A 15,799-nucleotide genomic window follows, 5' to 3' on the forward strand; every position below is an offset into this window, starting at 1 on the left:
CTATTATTTGTAGGTATCCGCATGAGGGACGGCATCGTGTGAATGCAATGGTGGCGGATACGTACCCGCGTTACGATATGCTCTTTCATAACCTCTCCGTATGTCCTTCAGTTAACGTTCTGCTATTCCCGTAGTTCCGCGCCAAACCGGATCGGCCGCTACCAACCATTGAACCTGACGCTTGTTCGTGCTTCTTACGGCTTCAAAAGGGCGCGTCCGGCGCACTTGATCTGTTCCTAAATTCGGCGGCGTAGGGTGCCATACCGGCGATCTGGCAACGCATTCCGTGCGGTGGAGGGGATAAACAACGCTTCCACCCTTGTTCGCCAACTGAACATGGGCGCGAATCGTAGTGCTATCAATGATCTAAGGTGTAGTTCCAAGATTATTTACCGAGGCACCAAACCTTGTCAGGGTATCGGTATATCGGGGTATCGGCAGTCAGACGACCCGGATCGCTATCATCTGAGTGGGCTGACCAAGGTTGATCGATCGAGCGTTCAATTTCGGAAGTGTGCGTTTCGCTCGATTCCGCCAATACGGAGCCCCCCGCGATCGGACTAATTCTTTAAGGCAATTCCTGAACTAGACCCAAGTTAATAACGCTACCCGCACGAGCAATCGACTGGTATGTCCGATGTGGACCCAGCGCGTGGATAAGATGCGAACGGCGCACTCGTCGACGTCGGTGCAGGGTCTCGAACTGACTGAGCCGCTTGTCGGGAAAGAGGTACCAATGACGATCACGCGAGTACGCAAGGCCGTGTTTCCCGTTGCGGGGCTCGGCACGCGATTTCTTCCGGCAACCAAGGCGATGCCGAAGGAAATGCTCACGGTGGTCGACAAGCCGCTGATCCAATATGCCGTCGAGGAGGCGCTCGAGGCGGGGATCGAGCAGATCATTTTCGTCACCGGGCGTGGAAAGGGCGCGCTCGAGGATCATTTCGACATTTCCTACGAGCTCGAGGACACGATGCGCTCGCGCGGCAAGTCGCTGAGCGCGATCGAGGTGATCCGCCAGAAGCCGGGATCGCCCGTCTATGTGCGGCAGCAGCGGCCGCTCGGCCTTGGCCACGCCGTTTGGTGCGCCCGCGATATCGTCGGCGATGAGCCGTTTGCCGTGTTGCTCCCCGACGAGCTGATGGTCGGCACGCCGGGGTTCCTCGCGCAGATGGTCGAGGCCTATAACCAGGTCGGCGGCAACATTGTCGGCGCGCTGGAAGTGGCGGACGACGAAACCGACAAATACGGCATCATCTCGCCAGGGGCCATCGATGGCCGTTTGACCGAGGTCAAAGCGCTCGTCGAAAAGCCGAAACTCGGCAGCGCTCCATCCAATCTGATGATCCCCGGGCGGTATATCCTCCAGCCTGCGGTGATGCGGATCCTCGAGAACCAGGAGAAGGGAGCGGGTGGCGAGATCCAGCTGACGGACGCGATGGCGCAATTGATCGGCAATCAGCCGTTTCATGGCTTCACGTTCGATGGACAACGGTTCGATTGCGGCGACAAGGCCGGCTATATCCAGGCCAATCTTGCGCTCGCGATGGCGCGTGAGGATATCGGGCCGGCCGTGCGAAACTTTGCGCGCCGTCTGCTCGACTAGGTCTGCCGAGTAGAACGGGCGCCGCGCGCCGTGGTTAGGGCCCTGACCGGTTTCGCGAGGCTGCTCGACGAATGCCGCGCGCACCGCGGACCCTATCGGCGTTCCATCCATTCAGGCACGATGCGCAGCATGTCCCCCGGCCATCGCCTGACCCGCCCGCTGAAAGGCTTGATCGTCGGTCAGGTGCGCGCCGTGTTCAACGATACGGCGCGTGGCGAAAAGCCCGTGCAGCGCAATCCACAGGCGCTGTTCCCGCCGGGTTCGGTCGCATGGCGCGTTCATGGCGACGTCACGACGATGCTGATCGGCGGCATCGCCGCGTTGTTGCTGCAGATGCTGCATCCCAAGGTGCTCGCCGGCGTGTGGGATCATTCGGGCTTTCGCGACGATATGCAGGGGCGGCTGCGCCGAACCGCGCGCTTCATCGCGGTGACGACCTTCGGCGCGCCGGCCGATGCGCATGCGGTGATCGCACGCGTCCGCCAGATCCACGACCTTATCGGCGGCACGTTGCCCGACGGGACGCCGTACCGCGCTAACGATCCCGCGCTGCTGGCGTGGGTGCATATCAGCGAGGTGCTGAGCTTTCTCGACGGCTGGATCCGCTATGGCGAGCCGACCATGTCGCGGCGCGACCAGGACCGCTACGTCGCCGAGATGGCCCGCATCGCCACGCCGCTTGGCGTCGATCCGGTGCCGCACAGTCGTGCCGAGGCCGAGGCGATCATGGCGGCGATGCGACCCGAGCTTTTGGTCGATGCGCGCACCCGCGATGTGGCCAGCGTGCTGCTCGACCAGCCGGCGCCGTCGATCGCTGCCGGGCCGTTCGCGGCGATGACCTTGCAAGCGGGGGTCGATCTGCTCCCTGGCTGGGCGCGCGCGATGCATGGCCTCACGCAGCCCAGTCTCGGCGTACCCCTGTTGCGGGCCGGGACGTTCGGCGTGGCTAGCACGCTGCGCTGGGCATTTCGCGCATGAGCCCGCCGATCCCCGCCGCGACCCTGGTGCTGTTTCGCGAAACCGGCGGCGGGGCGCCTGAATTGCTGTTCGTCGAGCGGTCGCGCGCGATGGTCTTTGCGGGCGGTGCGCTGGTCTTTCCCGGTGGGCGGGTCGATCCGGGCGATTACGCCCTAGCCAGCACACTCGACGGCGACCCCGACGAGCTCGCGGCGCGGATCGCCGCGATCCGCGAGACGATCGAGGAGGTCGGCGTGGCGGTCGGCGTTTCGTCGATGACCGATGCGACGCTGCAGCAACTGCGCTGCGCGCTTCATGACGGCATGGCGTTCGGCAGCGTGTTGCATGACCTGTCGCTGACGATCGATCCCGCGGCGCTGACGGCGTTTGCGCGCTGGCTTCCCGCGCATGCGGCGAGCCGGATCTTCGATACCCGCTTCTATCTGGCGCGCCTGCCCGAAAGGGCAAGGGCGGCAGTCGTCGACGCTACCGAGAATGTCCGTGCCTTCTGGTCGAGTGCGCAGGCGGTACTGGACGACGCCGATGCCAGCCGGGCGACGATCATCTTCCCGACGCGCCGCAATATCGAGCGCCTGGCGCGCTTCCCGGATTTCGATGCCGCGGTAACGGATGCCGAACGCCACGAAATCTGCACCGTGACGCCGTGGACCGAAACCCGCGACGGCGTCGACCATCTCTGTATCCCCGACGACCTCGGCTATCCCGTAACTGCCGAGCCGCTGAGTGCGGCGGTTCGGGGATAGCAATAGCCGCTCAGTTGGGGAGCGCGGTCGTTTCGACCTTTTCGACCCATTTGGGGTAGAAAGCGGGCTGGCGGTTCGACCATCCCGATGCGGTCGCTGCGGCTTCACTGATCGATTGCAGTAGCTTGCGCCGCAGATCGGGGTGGAGATGCGGCAGCGCCGCTGCCGAGCAGAACGCCGCCGGCAGCCATGGCCGCACTTCGGCGCCGATCAGGCGTTCGTAGAGGAAACGATAGGCGGCGAAGGTAGTGAGCCGACCCTGGCCCAGATCGAACGCCGTCACGGTCATCAGCGGGGCAAGGAAGGGTTCGATCGCCTCGAGCCCGGTATCGTCGGGGAGCATCGCGCGAATTGCAGGGAGCCGTACGTAGAGCCGGGCCTGGGCGCGGATGCTTGCCGTCTCGACTCCGTCGCGCGACCAGCGTTCGATCGCGTCGGCGCGGTCGAGCCCGATATCGAGCGAGCGCCGAACATACCGCTGAGTCGCCGATGCGAAGGTCGCAAATTCCTTGATTTCCGACAGCGTCATCGCGCCATTGGCCGGTTTCATTCGAGAACCCATTCCGTCACCCCACTATCAAGTGCAGTCCGGCAATGCTGCGCCCTAACGCCTTTCGGCATGGTTAACGTCACAACATCCGCCGTCGCCAAGCGACCACGTTTCTTGATGCAACGCAACATAGCTTGTGAGGCTTTCGCGGCGAACGCGCGAAAATTTCGGAACATGCGGCGATGGCGCAACATTTGCGCCATCGCCGCGGATGCTCAGTCGTGGTCGGTCGAACGCTTCGCTTCGGCGTCGGCATCGTATCCAGACGATTTCGGTGCGTCGCTATTGCCGCCGGGTTGCGTGTTCGAGGGGGGATCGGACGCGTCCATCGATTCGTCGAGCGCATTGTCGAGCGCCGCATCGGGGCTCGCCGGATCGCGTTCGAGCCGCTTGGCGATCGATTCATCCTGGCCGGCATTCTGGCGCGGATGGTGGATCTGCTCATTCTCTTCGGGGCTGCCGGGCGCGACCGACAGGCTGTCGAGCGCCTTTTGATCAACCAGTTTGGTGTCTTCGGTCATCGTGGCTCTCCTGAATACCAGAAAGCCCCAACACTTGAACGCGCTGCGGTGTTCCGTCAGGGAAGTTTCGTAACCGCAACATTTTGCCAGTTGAGCGTGGCGGATCCGAAAACCGTCATGAAGGCGATGTCGGTGGCATCGCGTCCGACCGCAACGCGCACGAGGTCTGCACAGGCTGCCATCCGGGTGGCGTCGATCAGATGCCAGCCCCCGCCGATCCACAGTTCGGCGACCGCGTGGAAGTCGGGCGGATCGACGCCGGGCGCATAGGCCGACACGCAGCGCGCCGGAATGCCGCCGGCGCGTGCAAGCGCGACGAGCAGGTGCGCATAATCGCGACACACCCCGCGGCGTTCGGCGAACGTCATCATCGCCGTCGTCGTGCCGGTCGAGGTGCCACACGCATAGGTGAGGTGGTCGCTCACCCAATCGGTCAGGGCGACCGCGAGCGGACCCGCGGTCAATTCGGCGAATTTCTGCTGAACGAAGCCCTCGAGCCGATCCGATTCGCAATAGCGGCTGGGGAGCAGATAGGGGATCGTCTCGGGCGGCATCAGCCGGATCTGCGTATCGCCAAGCATTGCGAGATCGACCGGCGAGCGCACGATCTCGACGATCGCACGATATTCGGCGCGGAACGGGCCGTCGCCGCGCGCCCAGCAGCGCTGACCGATGCCGTCTTCGCCGGGCACCGCACGGATCGGGTCGTTCGAATAGACGCGCAGATCCTGCAGTTCGAGGCGCTGGTCGGTGCCCTTGGCCGCCTCGACCAGCAGCAGCACATCGGCCGCGCCATCGATCGTATAATCGAGCGTCACATCGATTCCGAGCCGCATGCTGGTCTTTCGCGCAAAAGAAAGGGCCCGACGGAGCGGTCCGCCGGGCCCTGTAAGATGGTATCCCTGATACGCTTAGTTGCGGTTGCCGAACAAGCGCAGGATGAACAGGAACATGTTGATGAAGTCGAGATAGAGGCTGAGTGCCGACATGATCGTCACGCGCTGCTCGTCCGACGTTCCGGCGACCTGGGCGTAGAGGCTCTTGGTACGCTGCGTGTCGTAGGCGGTGAGGCCTGCGAACAGCAGCACGCCGACCAGGCTGATCACGAAGCCGAGCGGACCCGACTGCAGGAACATGTTGAGGATGCTCGCGACGAACAGGCCAACGACGCCCATGATGAGGAAGGTGCCGAATGCCGAGAGGTCCCGCTTCGTCGTGTAGCCGTACAGGCTCAGCGCGCCGAACGACGCGGCGGTGGCGAAGAACGCCTGGGCGATGGCGACCGGCGAGTAGACCAGGAAGATCGTCGAGAGCGAAAGGCCCATCGCGACCGCGAAGCCCCAGAACATCGCCTGCAGCGTGCCGTTCGTCATACGCGCCTGGCCGAAGCTCATGCCGAACACGAAGCCGAGCGGGGCGAGCGAGATGACCCACTTCAGGATGCCGGGGCCGGTGAAGACCTGCGCGGCATAGCCACTGGCGACGAAGCCGAGCGCGACGATACCCGTCAGCAGCACGGCCGATGCCATGTAGTTGTAGACCGATAGCATGTAGCGCCGCAGACCCGCGTCATACGCGTCGGTGCGCGTGGTCCCGGCCGTCTGGAATGCCGAGGCATTCGAACGGGGATCAGACCAGTTTGCCATTGCGAAAAGCTCCTAATGACCGGCCAAGTGCCGGATAGCTGCAATATCGGACTTGGCAGGGGGCATTTCAAGCGAATCCGCGTGGCGGGCGCGGTGGCACTCGGTGGCAGCAGCACTTTGTTACAAAAGCCATGCCGCAGGGGGGCGAGCGGCCGGGTCGGGAATGGTGCGGTGAGCGGGAGCGGAAATCGCTTTCGTATTTCGGGTATGGTCTGCTACGCCGGTCGGCAGAGCAGAAACTGCCGAGAGGAAAGAGTGATGGCCACCCCTGCGGGTTCCGCCCCGACGCGCGCGCCAGCGTACGCCTGGTATGTGCTCGGCATCCTCTTCCTTGTGTATGTCCTGAATTTCGTCGATCGGCAGATCATCTCGATCCTCGCCGAGGACATCAAACGCGACCTGCATTTGAAGGACGAGGATCTCGGCTTTCTCTATGGCACGGCGTTTGGCGTGTTCTATTCGTTGTTCGGGATTCCGCTGGGACGGCTCGCCGACAATTGGCACCGCGTCCGCTTGATGACGCTGGGGCTGGCTTTGTGGTCGGCGATGACCGCGTTTTCGGGAATGGCGCGCAGTGGCGGGATGCTCGCGACCGCGCGGATCGGCGTGGGCGTCGGCGAGGCGACCGCGAGCCCGTCGGCCTATTCGTTGATTTCGGACTATTTCCCCAAGCGGCTGCGCGCGACCGCGCTCGCGATCTATTCCTCGGGCCTGTATGTCGGCGGCGGGCTTTCGCTCGGTATTGGCGGGTTGATCGTCCAGCGCTGGAACCATGCCTATCCCGATGGCGGACCGTTCGGGCTGCACGGGTGGCAGGCGGCGTTCATGATCGTCGGGATTCCGGGGCTCGCGCTCGCTTTGGTGATCGCGACCTTGCGTGAGCCGATCCGCGGCGCGGTGGAAGGTCTCCCGGAGCCGTCGGCGCATCCCGCGCCGTTCAAGGAGTTCCTCGCCGAGCTCGTCACGATCCTGCCGCCGCTGACGCTGATCGGTGCGGCGATGGGTGGGGGCAGGGCGCTGCTCGTCAACCTGCTCGGGCTCGGCATCGTGGTTGGCTGCGTCACACTCCTGCTCGCGTTCGGCGAACCGTGGCCGCAATGGGTCGCGATCGGGATCGGCGCCTATGCGGTGTTTTCCTGGGCCTGCGCGCTGAAGCGTCGCGATCCGCCGACCTTCCGTCTGATCGTCGGCAACCCGGCCTTCCTGTGCGTCGTGATCGCCTATGGGCTCAACGCGTTCGTGAGCTATGGAGTGAGCTTCTGGGCGTCGCCCTACGTGTTGCGCACGCTCCATGAAACGCCGGCGTTGGCGGGGCTGATGGTCGGCTCGAGCGGGGCGCTGGGCGGGTTCTTCGGCGTTACGCTCGGCGGAATCGCCGCCGATCGCTTGCGGCGGCGCAATCCGGCGGGGCGGCTGCTGGTCGTGCTGTTCGGGGCGACCGTTCCGATCCCGTTCGTGATCCTGGCGTTCACCGCGACCTCGACCTTGGTCTTCTATCCCGCGGTGTTCCTCGCCGGGATCTGCGCGAGCACTGCGCTCGGCGCGGCGGGCGCAACGATGCAGGACCTCGTCCTGCCGCGGATGCGCGGGACGGCGACGGGGACGTTCTTCATCGGAACGACGCTGCTCGGCCTGGCGATGGGGCCATATCTCGCCGGGCGGATATCGACGCTCTCGGGAAGTCTCTCGACCGGAATGCTGTCGCTGCTGCTCGCGTCGCCGATCACGATCGCGGCGGGGATCGCTGCGTACAAGCTCGTCCCGCGCGCCGAGGCCAATCGTGAGGCCTGGGCGCGCGAGGCAGGGGAGCCGATCTAACAAATCAGCTTGCGGCAAATACCCCGCAGGCGATCCGCCCGCCGCTATTGCCGGACGGATCGGTCATCAGATCGTCGGCCTTGTCGTGGATGACGATCGCGGCGCCATCGGCATCGAGCAGACCCGCCATCGTCGCGCCGGGCAGCACCGCGCCAATCGTGCCGCGGCCGTTCGCGCCGACGATCAGGTTGGGCATGTCGCCCTCATGCGGCCCTTGCGGGTTCATCGAGCCGTGCTTGGCACCGGCCGGGTTCCAATGGCCGCCAGCGGTGGCGAAATCGGGCGCGTCGCACTGGCCGACGGTGTGGATATGCGCACCGTGCGTACCTGCCGGCAGTCCGTGCAGGTCGAGCGTCACGCGCAGGCCACCCGACACTTCGGTGACGGTGGCGCGGCCGAGATCGGCGCCGTCGGCGGTGCGCAGCATCGCCGTGGCGTGCGCGCCTTGCGCGATCGGCGCGCCGATGGCGGCGGGATGCCCGGTGTTGCAGGCTGCCAGGCCCAATAGCGCTGTCGTCGCGATCATCACCTTACGCATAGGATCCTCCGTGTTTTGAGCGTGCTTGCTGCGCGCGAACGCTGCGTCGCGCAACCGTACAACCCGTCAGACATGAAAAAGGCCCGCGCGACCGAAGTCGCGCGGGCCAAGATCGACCGGTCGCGCGCTTTAGTTCGCTGCGCTCGTCCGGATATTGCCGTTGATGCCGTTCGGGAAGAACCCGCCGCCGACCAATGCCGACTTCGACAGGTAGACGATGTTGAGCACCTGGCCCGTCGTCCGGCTGTACGCGATGCCGTTCGCATCGGTCGGCACGATGTTCGACTGCGATGCATCGGGGCCGGCAATGCCCTGATCGTCGTCGCTTGCACCATCGAGGCTGTCGCGCGCGTCGCTGATCTTGCCCGCCGCGGTGACGATCGACGGAGTCGCCAGACCCTTGGCATAGAGCACCGTGCGGACGAGGCCCGCATGGTAAGCTTCGGCCGCGAGGATGCCGGCGGCCGCCTCGAGATAGGTCTTGTTGGTGATCAATGTCGATGCGCCCTTATAGGCCGACACGCCGACGTCTTCGAAGATGAAGGCGCCGAGCAGGAAGTTGATGTCGTTGGCGTACGGATCGAACGTGCCCGCGACATTGTCGATCGCCCCGCTCGCATTGGTCGCGATCCCGGCAGCGCGTGCTGCCATGGTGAACGCGCCGGTGGCACCGCCGTCGATGTTGATCGCCGGCTGCGCGACCGCCGCCGACCCGAGCGCCGAGCGCAGAAAGTTGACGTGCGCTGCTTCGTCCGCCGCGATTTCCCGCGCATATTGCGCGACGACGGGATCGGTGAAGGTCACCTGCCGGCCGCCGGTGACGGCGCCCTGCGTGCCTGTTCCGGTCAGCGCGGCGGCCGGAAGACCTTGGCCGTACACCGCGTTCACGTAGAATTGCGCCTCGAGATATTCGAGGTTCAACGCGAAGTTGAGCACGTCGAGATCGGTCTGCTGGCTCGCCGAGGTCGTCGGGGCGGGCGTTGGCGTCGGGGTCGGTGCGGAGGTGTTATCGTCGTTGCACGCTGCCAGCAACGACAGCCCGCCAACCGCGATCGAAGCGGTCGCGGCGGTCCGCATGAACTGACGGCGCTCGTGGCGACGGCGTTCGCCGGCCTCAAGGACCTGCGTAAGGATGGTCTGATCGGTCATGTCGGTATCTCCCCAAATGGGAACGGCGCGGCTTAGTTCGCGGCGCTCGTCTTGATGTTGCCATTCACGCCAGCCGGGAAGAACCCGCCCATCGTGACCGAAGCATTGTTCAGATAGACGATGTTGAGCACTTGGCCCGTCGTCCGGCTGAAGGCGATGCCGTTATTGTCGAGCGGCACGATGTTCGACGCAGTCACGCCGTTGATCGTCGTGGGGGAGATGCCCTGATCGAGATCGGTCGCCCCGTCGAGCGAGTCGCGGGCGTTCGAAATCGCATCGGCCGAGGTCCGCAGCGACGGCGTCTGGACACCGCGCGAATAGAGCGCGGTGCGCACCAACGCGGCGTGATACGCCTCGACCGCGAGGATGCCGGCGGCGGCCTCGAGATAGGTCTTGTTGGTGATCAGCGGCGCGGCGCCTTTGTATGCGGTCACGCCGACGTCTTCGAAGATGAAGGCGCCGAGGAGGAAATTGTTGTCGTTCAGATACGGGTCGAAAACGGTCGACTGCGCGGTACCGGCGGGTGCCGAAGCGATCAGGCCAGCGGCGCGTGCGGCCGAGCTGAACGCGCCGGTCGGCGAGATGCCGATGTCGATCGTCGGCTGGGCGACGGCCGAGGTGCCGAGCGCTGTGCGCAGGAAGGTGACGTGCGTGACTTCGTCCGCGGCGATTTCCTTGGCATAGGCGGCGACGAGCGGATCGGTGAAGACGACCTTGCGGCCACCGGTTGCGGCGCCCTGCGTGCCAGTGCCGGTCAGGACAGAGGCCGCGAGACCCGTGCCGTTGACGGCGACGCTGTAGAATTGCGCCTCGAGATATTCGAGGTTGAGTGCGAAGTTGAGCACGTCGGCGTCGGTCGGTGTCGTTGGATCGGCTGCCGACGCGCGGCTGCCCATCGTCATCGCGCCGATGCCTGCACCTGCGACGGCGGCTGCGCCAAAGGCGGTCTTGAAGAAATCGCGGCGTTCGTTGCGGCGTTCGACGCGCCGGTCCAGAACGTCGATCATCTGCTTGCTTGTATCGTCGGTCATCGGTTCAGACCTCCCCTGGTGATGGTTAATCGTTCAAACCCTGACCGCGGTTTTCGTTCCGAATCGGACCTGGTTCGACGATCGCACCACTTCGCCTACACACGACATGACGTTGGCCGCAGCGGGACTGCTTCGGCTCACCATGTCGCGACAGGTACGAGGAGAACGCCGTCTAGGACGCACCATCTATAAACAAATATTGCAGAATATTTCGAAGAGGGGGGCCGCGCCGGTCGGCTGACTACAGTCCGATCTTGCGCGCCCGGTCGATGACCTTGGGTTCCAGGCTCAGCGCGAGCGCGCGGTCGTGGTCGGATCCCGCGATGTTCCCGCTCTTCGCTTCGACCAGGCTACGCATGTAGAGTGTCCAGGCGCTTTTGGGGGCGATCGCCAGCGCCGCGTCATAATCGGCGAGCGCCTCGCGCAGTTCGCCGCGCCGCAGCCGGATCAGGCCACGGCTGTCGAGGAACGACGGGTTCTTGGGTTCGATCCGGAGCGCGGCGTTGCAGTCCGCCAGTGCCTTGTCGGGATCGCGCCCCAGCAGGCCGCGCGCCCAGCATCGGCCGTTGAGCGCGCTTGCGCGGGCGCTGTCCTCCGGATGGCTGGCGAGCCACAGATCGTAATTGACGAGCGCGGCTTCGGGCACGTCGAGCCGGTCGTAGAGGCTCGCCACCGCCAGCCGCTTTTCCGACGAGGGCGCGAGGGCATGGTCGGCGACCTTGACGTCGTCGAGCGCGTCGGCTGCAGCACTGCCCGACACGGTCAGCCAGGCGCGTGCGATCCGCGCGTCGGGATCGCCCGGGGCGAGCTGGATCGATTCGGCCAGATCGCCGATCGCCGCGTCGCGCTGGCGGTTGGCGAGCCGCGCCATCGCGCGCTGGTAGAAATAGCGTCCCTCGGTCGGGGCCAGCGTGCAGGCCTTGGTGAAATCGAGCAGCGCCTCGGTGATGCGGTGGTTGGAAAACGACACCGCGCCGCGCCGGCTGAATTCCTCTGCGGTGGTCGGCTCGGGGGCGGTGTTCGAAAGGTCGAGCGCTTTGCCCTCGGCCGACATCGCACCCTTCGGCGACAGGTTGAACACCGGGCCGCCCTCATAGGTGATGAACAGCGCGCGGTTGGCGTTCGAAACGAACAGACGATGCGTCAGGAAGAAATCGGCGCCGACCAGCATGTCGATATCGTCCATCCCGATCTCGGAAATGGTGAGGCGCGGGCGGCGGATCGCTTCGCCGCCGATGTCGATGGAATCGAACGGTGCGAGCCACGATGCCACCTTGCGGGCGCCGATTCCGGAACTGAAGCCGGTGCGGATCACGCCCGGTGAGTCCGGTGTCACGCCGGCGCGTTTGGCGGCGGCGAGCGACACCAGCGAGCCTTGCGCGCCGCTGTCGAACATCGCGCGGATCTTGACGCCATTGAGCAGGATCGTGCCGATCGTATGGGGCTTCCACGGCCCTGGGCCAGGCGCGGCGAGCGGCACCATCGTGACGGGCTTGTCGCCCGCCCAATAGGCAAGGCTGAGCTTTGCGCAGCCGGTTGTTTTCATCAGCCGGACAGCGCCGTGCGGCAGATCATATTCGACGTCGCCGATCCCGAGCACGTTCTGGCCGAGCAGTCCGGCGGTGCCGGTATCGCTGCCGGCGACGACGAAATCGGCCTTGGGGATCGCGATCCCGCCGATCGAGAAGTCTTTTGCCGTGATGAAGCCCGCGGTCGAATCCCCGCCAATCCCCCGGACCCGAAAATAGCTCGGCAGGGCCATGACATGCTCGCCGAATTCGGCAGCATTGGCGCGCGAGATCGTACTGTAGAAGGCGCCGCTGTCGAGGATGAAGCGCGCCTCCTTGGTGCCGAATTTGGCGAGGACCATCGGCGATCGACCGTTCATCGTGACGGGAAGCTCGAGCATTTTTGCGATCTGACATCCCGCCATGGCCGGCACGGGCGCGGCCAGCGCCAATGCAGGAAGGATCAGGCGCAGCATCCGCATCGCAATTCCCCGTTTCGAAACCGTCTTGCCACCGATCCACCCCTTCAAAACGGGAGCGATATCAACGCCAACCGCAGCGGCTCGGTGGGCCGGGCATAGCCGAACGGGCGGGGCGTCGCATATCGAAATGTTGCTGCAGCGGCAGGAATGACCGTGCGGGGGCGGTGTGGCGGTCGCGTGCCCTTCCCCAAGGCGCACCTCGCTGCTATCGGCCTCCCGACTCTCGCATTCGCATAGTCGGTCGCGCCCGCGCGGAACCTGTGGTTTCGCCTCCCCGCCGCGGCCAGACGCAAAGGGAAGGACCCGCTGCTTATGACCGCCATCGGCCAGGATACACTCGGTACCCGCACCACGCTCGACGTGGGCGGCACGTCGTACGACTATTACAGCCTCGCCACCGCCGCCGAGAAGCTGGGCGACATCAGCCGCCTGCCGTTCTCGATGAAGGTGCTGCTCGAGAATCTGCTGCGCTTCGAGGACGGCAAGACCGTCACCACCGAGGATCTCCAGGCGATCATCGACTGGCAGCAGGAGCGCAAGTCCGACCGCGAGGTCCAGTATCGCCCCGCGCGCGTGCTGATGCAGGATTTCACCGGCGTTCCCTGCGTCGTCGATCTCGCGGCGATGCGCGATGCGATCACCAAGCTCGGTGGTGACGCCGCCAAGATCAACCCGCTGGTGCCGGTCCATCTCGTGATTGATCACTCGGTGATGGTCGACGAATTCGGCACGCCCAAGGCGTTCGAGGATAACGTCGAGCTCGAGTACCAGCGCAACAACGAGCGCTACGAGTTCCTCAAATGGGGGTCGAAGGCGCTCGACAACTTCAAGGTCGTGCCCCCCGGCACCGGCATCTGCCACCAGGTCAATCTCGAGAACCTCGCGCAGACGGTGTGGTCTTCGGTCGCGCCCGACGGCAAGACGATCGCATACCCCGACACCTGCGTCGGCACCGACAGCCACACGACGATGGTCAACGGCCTCGGCGTGCTCGGCTGGGGCGTCGGCGGGATCGAGGCCGAAGCCGCGATGCTCGGCCAGCCCGTCTCGATGCTGATCCCCGAAGTCGTCGGCTTCAAGCTGCACGGTAGCCTCGCCGAGGGCATCACGGCCACGGATCTCGTGCTTACCGTCACGCAGATGCTGCGCGCCAAGGGCGTCGTCGGCCGCTTCGTCGAGTTCTACGGTCCTGGCCTCGATGCGCTGTCGCTCGCCGATCGCGCGACGATCGCCAACATGGCGCCGGAATATGGCGCGACCTGCGGCTTCTTCCCGATCGATGACGCGACGCTCACCTATCTGCGCCTCACGGGCCGCAGCGAAGAGAACATCGCGCTCGTCGAGGCCTATGCCAAGGCGCAGGGCATGTGGCGTCTGGCCGACGCGCCCGACCCCGTGTTCACCGACACGCTCGAGCTCGACATGGCGAATGTCGTGCCGTCGCTCGCCGGCCCGAAGCGTCCGCAGGACAAGGTCATCCTCACCGAGGTCGACGACACCTTCAACGCCGATCTCGCCAAGGTCTATCATCACGCCACCGCCAAGCGCGTTGCGGTCGAAGGCCATGACCATGACATCGGCGACGGCGACGTCGTGATCGCGGCGATCACGAGCTGCACCAACACCTCGAACCCGTCGGTGCTGGTCGCCGCCGGGCTCGTGGCGCGGAAAGCCAATGCGTTCGGCCTCAAGCCCAAGCCGTGGGTCAAGACCTCGCTCGCGCCGGGTTCGCAGGTCGTCACTGACTATCTTGACAAGGCGGGCCTGACCGAAGACCTCAACGCGGTCGGCTTCAACCTCGTCGGCTATGGCTGCACCACCTGCATCGGCAATTCGGGGCCGCTCGCGCCCGCCATCTCGGCGGCGATCAACGGCAACGACATCGTCGCTGCCTCGGTCCTGTCGGGCAACCGCAACTTCGAGGGCCGCGTATCGCCCGACGTGCGCGCCAACTTCCTCGCTTCGCCGCCGCTCGTCGTTGCGTACGCCCTCAAGGGCACGGTGACCGAAGACTTCACCACCACCCCGATCGGCCAGGCGACCGACGGCACCGACGTCTATCTCAAGGACATCTGGCCTTCGAACGCCGAAGTCCGCGACGTGATGGACGCGAACATCGACCGCGGCATGTTCCAGTCGCGCTATGCGAGCGTGTTCCTCGGGGACACCAAGTGGCAGGCGATCGCGATCGAAGGGTCGGACACCTATGCCTGGCCGCCGGCATCGACCTACATCGCCAACCCGCCCTATTTCGACGGCATGTCGATGACCCCGGCGCCAGTGCAGGACATCATCGAGGCGCGTCCGCTCGCGATCCTCGGCGATTCGATCACCACCGACCACATCTCGCCGGCCGGTTCGATCAAGGCCGACAGCCCCGCGGGTGCGTGGCTGATGGAGCGGCAGGTCAATCGCGCCGACTTCAACTCCTACGGCGCACGTCGCGGCAACGATAACGTGATGGTCCGCGGCACCTTTGCCAACATCCGCATCAAGAACGAGATGGTCCCCGGCGTCGAGGGCGGCATGTCTTCGTACAAGGGCGAGACCATGCCGATCTATGACGCGGCGATGCGCTTCAAGGCGGACGGCGTTCCGCTGATCGTCATCGCCGGCAAGGAATATGGCACTGGCTCGTCGCGCGACTGGGCGGCGAAGGGAACCAATCTGCTCGGCGTGCGTGTCGTCATCACCGAGAGCTTCGAGCGCATCCATCGCTCGAACCTGGTCGGCATGGGCGTGCTGCCGCTGCAGTTCGCGGAAGGGACCGATCGCAAGACGCTGGGCCTCGACGGGTCGGAGAGCTTCACGATCATGAAGGTCTCGGAAATCCGTCCGCGGCAGGATGTCGAAGTCGTGATGACGCGCGCCGACGGCACGGTCGAGACGTTCCTGACGAAGTGCCGGATCGATACCGTCAACGAGCTGGAATATTTCCTCAACGGCGGGATCCTGCAGTACGTGCTGCGCAAGCTCGCGGCCTGATCTGATCGGTCTGAAAGGGGGACGGGCGGCGCCGCTGCCCGTCCCTTTTGGTGTCTGGGGTGTAAAAACGCCCGCTCCCTGCGAGAGAGGCGCGTCGGGTCGTCCATTCCCCCGGCATGGACTGAACAGCGCGGGGCGCTGTTCACCCGACGCTGGGCTCGCTCGGCGAAGCCAAGTGGGAAGGGTGAGGGTAGCGCGATTCGGTGGCGCTGCGCTGCCCTCACCCGACCTCGCTGCGCTCGGC

General features: G+C 65.1%; 13 protein-coding genes. 5 read left to right on the forward strand and 8 right to left on the reverse strand.

Going from position 1 to position 15,799, the window contains the following annotated elements:
* Positions 1-736 precede the first annotated feature (736 nt).
* From galU to ACVWYO_RS15545, 3 genes are all read left to right on the forward strand, one after another.
* On the forward strand, positions 737-1,606 hold the full coding sequence (galU, locus tag ACVWYO_RS15535) for a UTP--glucose-1-phosphate uridylyltransferase GalU (protein WP_457352275.1): 870 nt from the start codon (positions 737-739) through the stop codon (positions 1,604-1,606).
* Between the two features lie 129 nt (positions 1,607-1,735).
* Entirely contained in the window at positions 1,736-2,584 is an 849-nt protein-coding gene (locus ACVWYO_RS15540) for an oxygenase MpaB family protein (protein WP_457352277.1), read from the forward strand.
* Positions 2,581-3,327 carry an NUDIX hydrolase gene (locus tag ACVWYO_RS15545; protein WP_457352279.1) on the forward strand — a complete coding sequence of 249 codons (747 nt, stop codon included), beginning with the start codon at positions 2,581-2,583 and terminating at the stop codon, positions 3,325-3,327. Before ACVWYO_RS15540 ends, ACVWYO_RS15545 begins: the two co-directional genes overlap by 4 nt.
* A gap of 10 nt (positions 3,328-3,337) precedes the next feature.
* Here the strand turns inward: ACVWYO_RS15545 and ACVWYO_RS15550 are convergent, their stop codons facing one another.
* From ACVWYO_RS15550 to ACVWYO_RS15565, 4 genes are all read right to left on the reverse strand, one after another.
* Complete coding sequence (locus ACVWYO_RS15550; RefSeq protein WP_457352281.1) at positions 3,338-3,877, reverse strand: hypothetical protein; 540 nt, start codon at positions 3,875-3,877, stop codon at positions 3,338-3,340.
* A 215-nt stretch (positions 3,878-4,092) separates the two neighbouring features.
* Positions 4,093-4,398 (reverse strand): hypothetical protein, encoded by a 306-nt coding sequence (locus ACVWYO_RS15555; RefSeq protein ID WP_457352283.1) that lies wholly within the window; start codon positions 4,396-4,398, stop codon positions 4,093-4,095.
* A 56-nt stretch (positions 4,399-4,454) separates the two neighbouring features.
* Positions 4,455-5,234, reverse strand: a complete 780-nt coding sequence (locus tag ACVWYO_RS15560; protein ID WP_457352284.1) for a transglutaminase-like domain-containing protein — start codon at positions 5,232-5,234, stop codon at positions 4,455-4,457.
* Positions 5,235-5,309: 75 nt separating this feature from the next.
* Positions 5,310-6,044 carry a Bax inhibitor-1/YccA family protein gene (locus ACVWYO_RS15565; protein WP_457352286.1) on the reverse strand — a complete coding sequence of 245 codons (735 nt, stop codon included), beginning with the start codon at positions 6,042-6,044 and terminating at the stop codon, positions 5,310-5,312.
* A 258-nt stretch (positions 6,045-6,302) separates the two neighbouring features.
* On the opposite strand from ACVWYO_RS15565, the gene ACVWYO_RS15570 reads away from it, so the two are divergent.
* On the forward strand, positions 6,303-7,862 hold the full coding sequence (locus tag ACVWYO_RS15570) for a spinster family MFS transporter (RefSeq protein WP_457352288.1): 1,560 nt from the start codon (positions 6,303-6,305) through the stop codon (positions 7,860-7,862).
* A gap of 4 nt (positions 7,863-7,866) precedes the next feature.
* Here the strand turns inward: ACVWYO_RS15570 and ACVWYO_RS15575 are convergent, their stop codons facing one another.
* The 4 genes from ACVWYO_RS15575 to ACVWYO_RS15590 form a co-directional block, all read right to left on the reverse strand.
* Entirely contained in the window at positions 7,867-8,400 is a 534-nt protein-coding gene (locus ACVWYO_RS15575) for a superoxide dismutase family protein (RefSeq protein ID WP_457352290.1), read from the reverse strand.
* Positions 8,401-8,529: 129 nt separating this feature from the next.
* Positions 8,530-9,549 (reverse strand): ferritin-like domain-containing protein, encoded by a 1,020-nt coding sequence (locus ACVWYO_RS15580; RefSeq protein ID WP_457352292.1) that lies wholly within the window; start codon positions 9,547-9,549, stop codon positions 8,530-8,532.
* A gap of 32 nt (positions 9,550-9,581) precedes the next feature.
* The gene (locus tag ACVWYO_RS15585) at positions 9,582-10,580 is read right to left on the reverse strand and encodes a ferritin-like domain-containing protein (RefSeq protein WP_457352294.1); all 999 of its coding nucleotides are present in this window, start codon (positions 10,578-10,580) and stop codon (positions 9,582-9,584) included.
* A 241-nt stretch (positions 10,581-10,821) separates the two neighbouring features.
* Complete coding sequence (locus ACVWYO_RS15590) at positions 10,822-12,570, reverse strand: aspartyl protease family protein (RefSeq protein WP_457352296.1); 1,749 nt, start codon at positions 12,568-12,570, stop codon at positions 10,822-10,824.
* A gap of 312 nt (positions 12,571-12,882) precedes the next feature.
* On the opposite strand from ACVWYO_RS15590, the gene acnA reads away from it, so the two are divergent.
* Positions 12,883-15,555 (forward strand): aconitate hydratase AcnA, encoded by a 2,673-nt coding sequence (gene acnA, locus ACVWYO_RS15595; RefSeq protein ID WP_457352298.1) that lies wholly within the window; start codon positions 12,883-12,885, stop codon positions 15,553-15,555.
* Positions 15,556-15,799 lie beyond the last annotated feature (244 nt).

This window comes from Sphingomonas sp. UYP23, from assembly GCF_054059235.1.

Bases quoted from the DNA above. Each gene is read 5' to 3' on its own strand.
- ACVWYO_RS15545 (WP_457352279.1), top strand. From the start codon at position 2,581: ATGAGCCCGCCGATCCCCGCCGCGACCCTGGTGCTGTTTCGCGAAACC.
- ACVWYO_RS15555 (WP_457352283.1), bottom strand. From the start codon at position 4,398: ATGACCGAAGACACCAAACTGGTTGATCAAAAGGCGCTCGACAGCCTG.
- ACVWYO_RS15550 (WP_457352281.1), bottom strand. From the start codon at position 3,877: ATGAAACCGGCCAATGGCGCGATGACGCTGTCGGAAATCAAGGAATTT.
- ACVWYO_RS15590 (WP_457352296.1), bottom strand. From the start codon at position 12,570: ATGCGGATGCTGCGCCTGATCCTTCCTGCATTGGCGCTGGCCGCGCCC.
- acnA (WP_457352298.1), top strand. From the start codon at position 12,883: ATGACCGCCATCGGCCAGGATACACTCGGTACCCGCACCACGCTCGAC.
- ACVWYO_RS15585 (WP_457352294.1), bottom strand. From the start codon at position 10,580: ATGACCGACGATACAAGCAAGCAGATGATCGACGTTCTGGACCGGCGC.
- ACVWYO_RS15575 (WP_457352290.1), bottom strand. From the start codon at position 8,400: ATGCGTAAGGTGATGATCGCGACGACAGCGCTATTGGGCCTGGCAGCC.
- galU (WP_457352275.1), top strand. From the start codon at position 737: ATGACGATCACGCGAGTACGCAAGGCCGTGTTTCCCGTTGCGGGGCTC.
- ACVWYO_RS15570 (WP_457352288.1), top strand. From the start codon at position 6,303: ATGGCCACCCCTGCGGGTTCCGCCCCGACGCGCGCGCCAGCGTACGCC.
- ACVWYO_RS15565 (WP_457352286.1), bottom strand. From the start codon at position 6,044: ATGGCAAACTGGTCTGATCCCCGTTCGAATGCCTCGGCATTCCAGACG.
- ACVWYO_RS15540 (WP_457352277.1), top strand. From the start codon at position 1,736: ATGTCCCCCGGCCATCGCCTGACCCGCCCGCTGAAAGGCTTGATCGTC.
- ACVWYO_RS15580 (WP_457352292.1), bottom strand. From the start codon at position 9,549: ATGACCGATCAGACCATCCTTACGCAGGTCCTTGAGGCCGGCGAACGC.
- ACVWYO_RS15560 (WP_457352284.1), bottom strand. From the start codon at position 5,234: ATGCGGCTCGGAATCGATGTGACGCTCGATTATACGATCGATGGCGCG.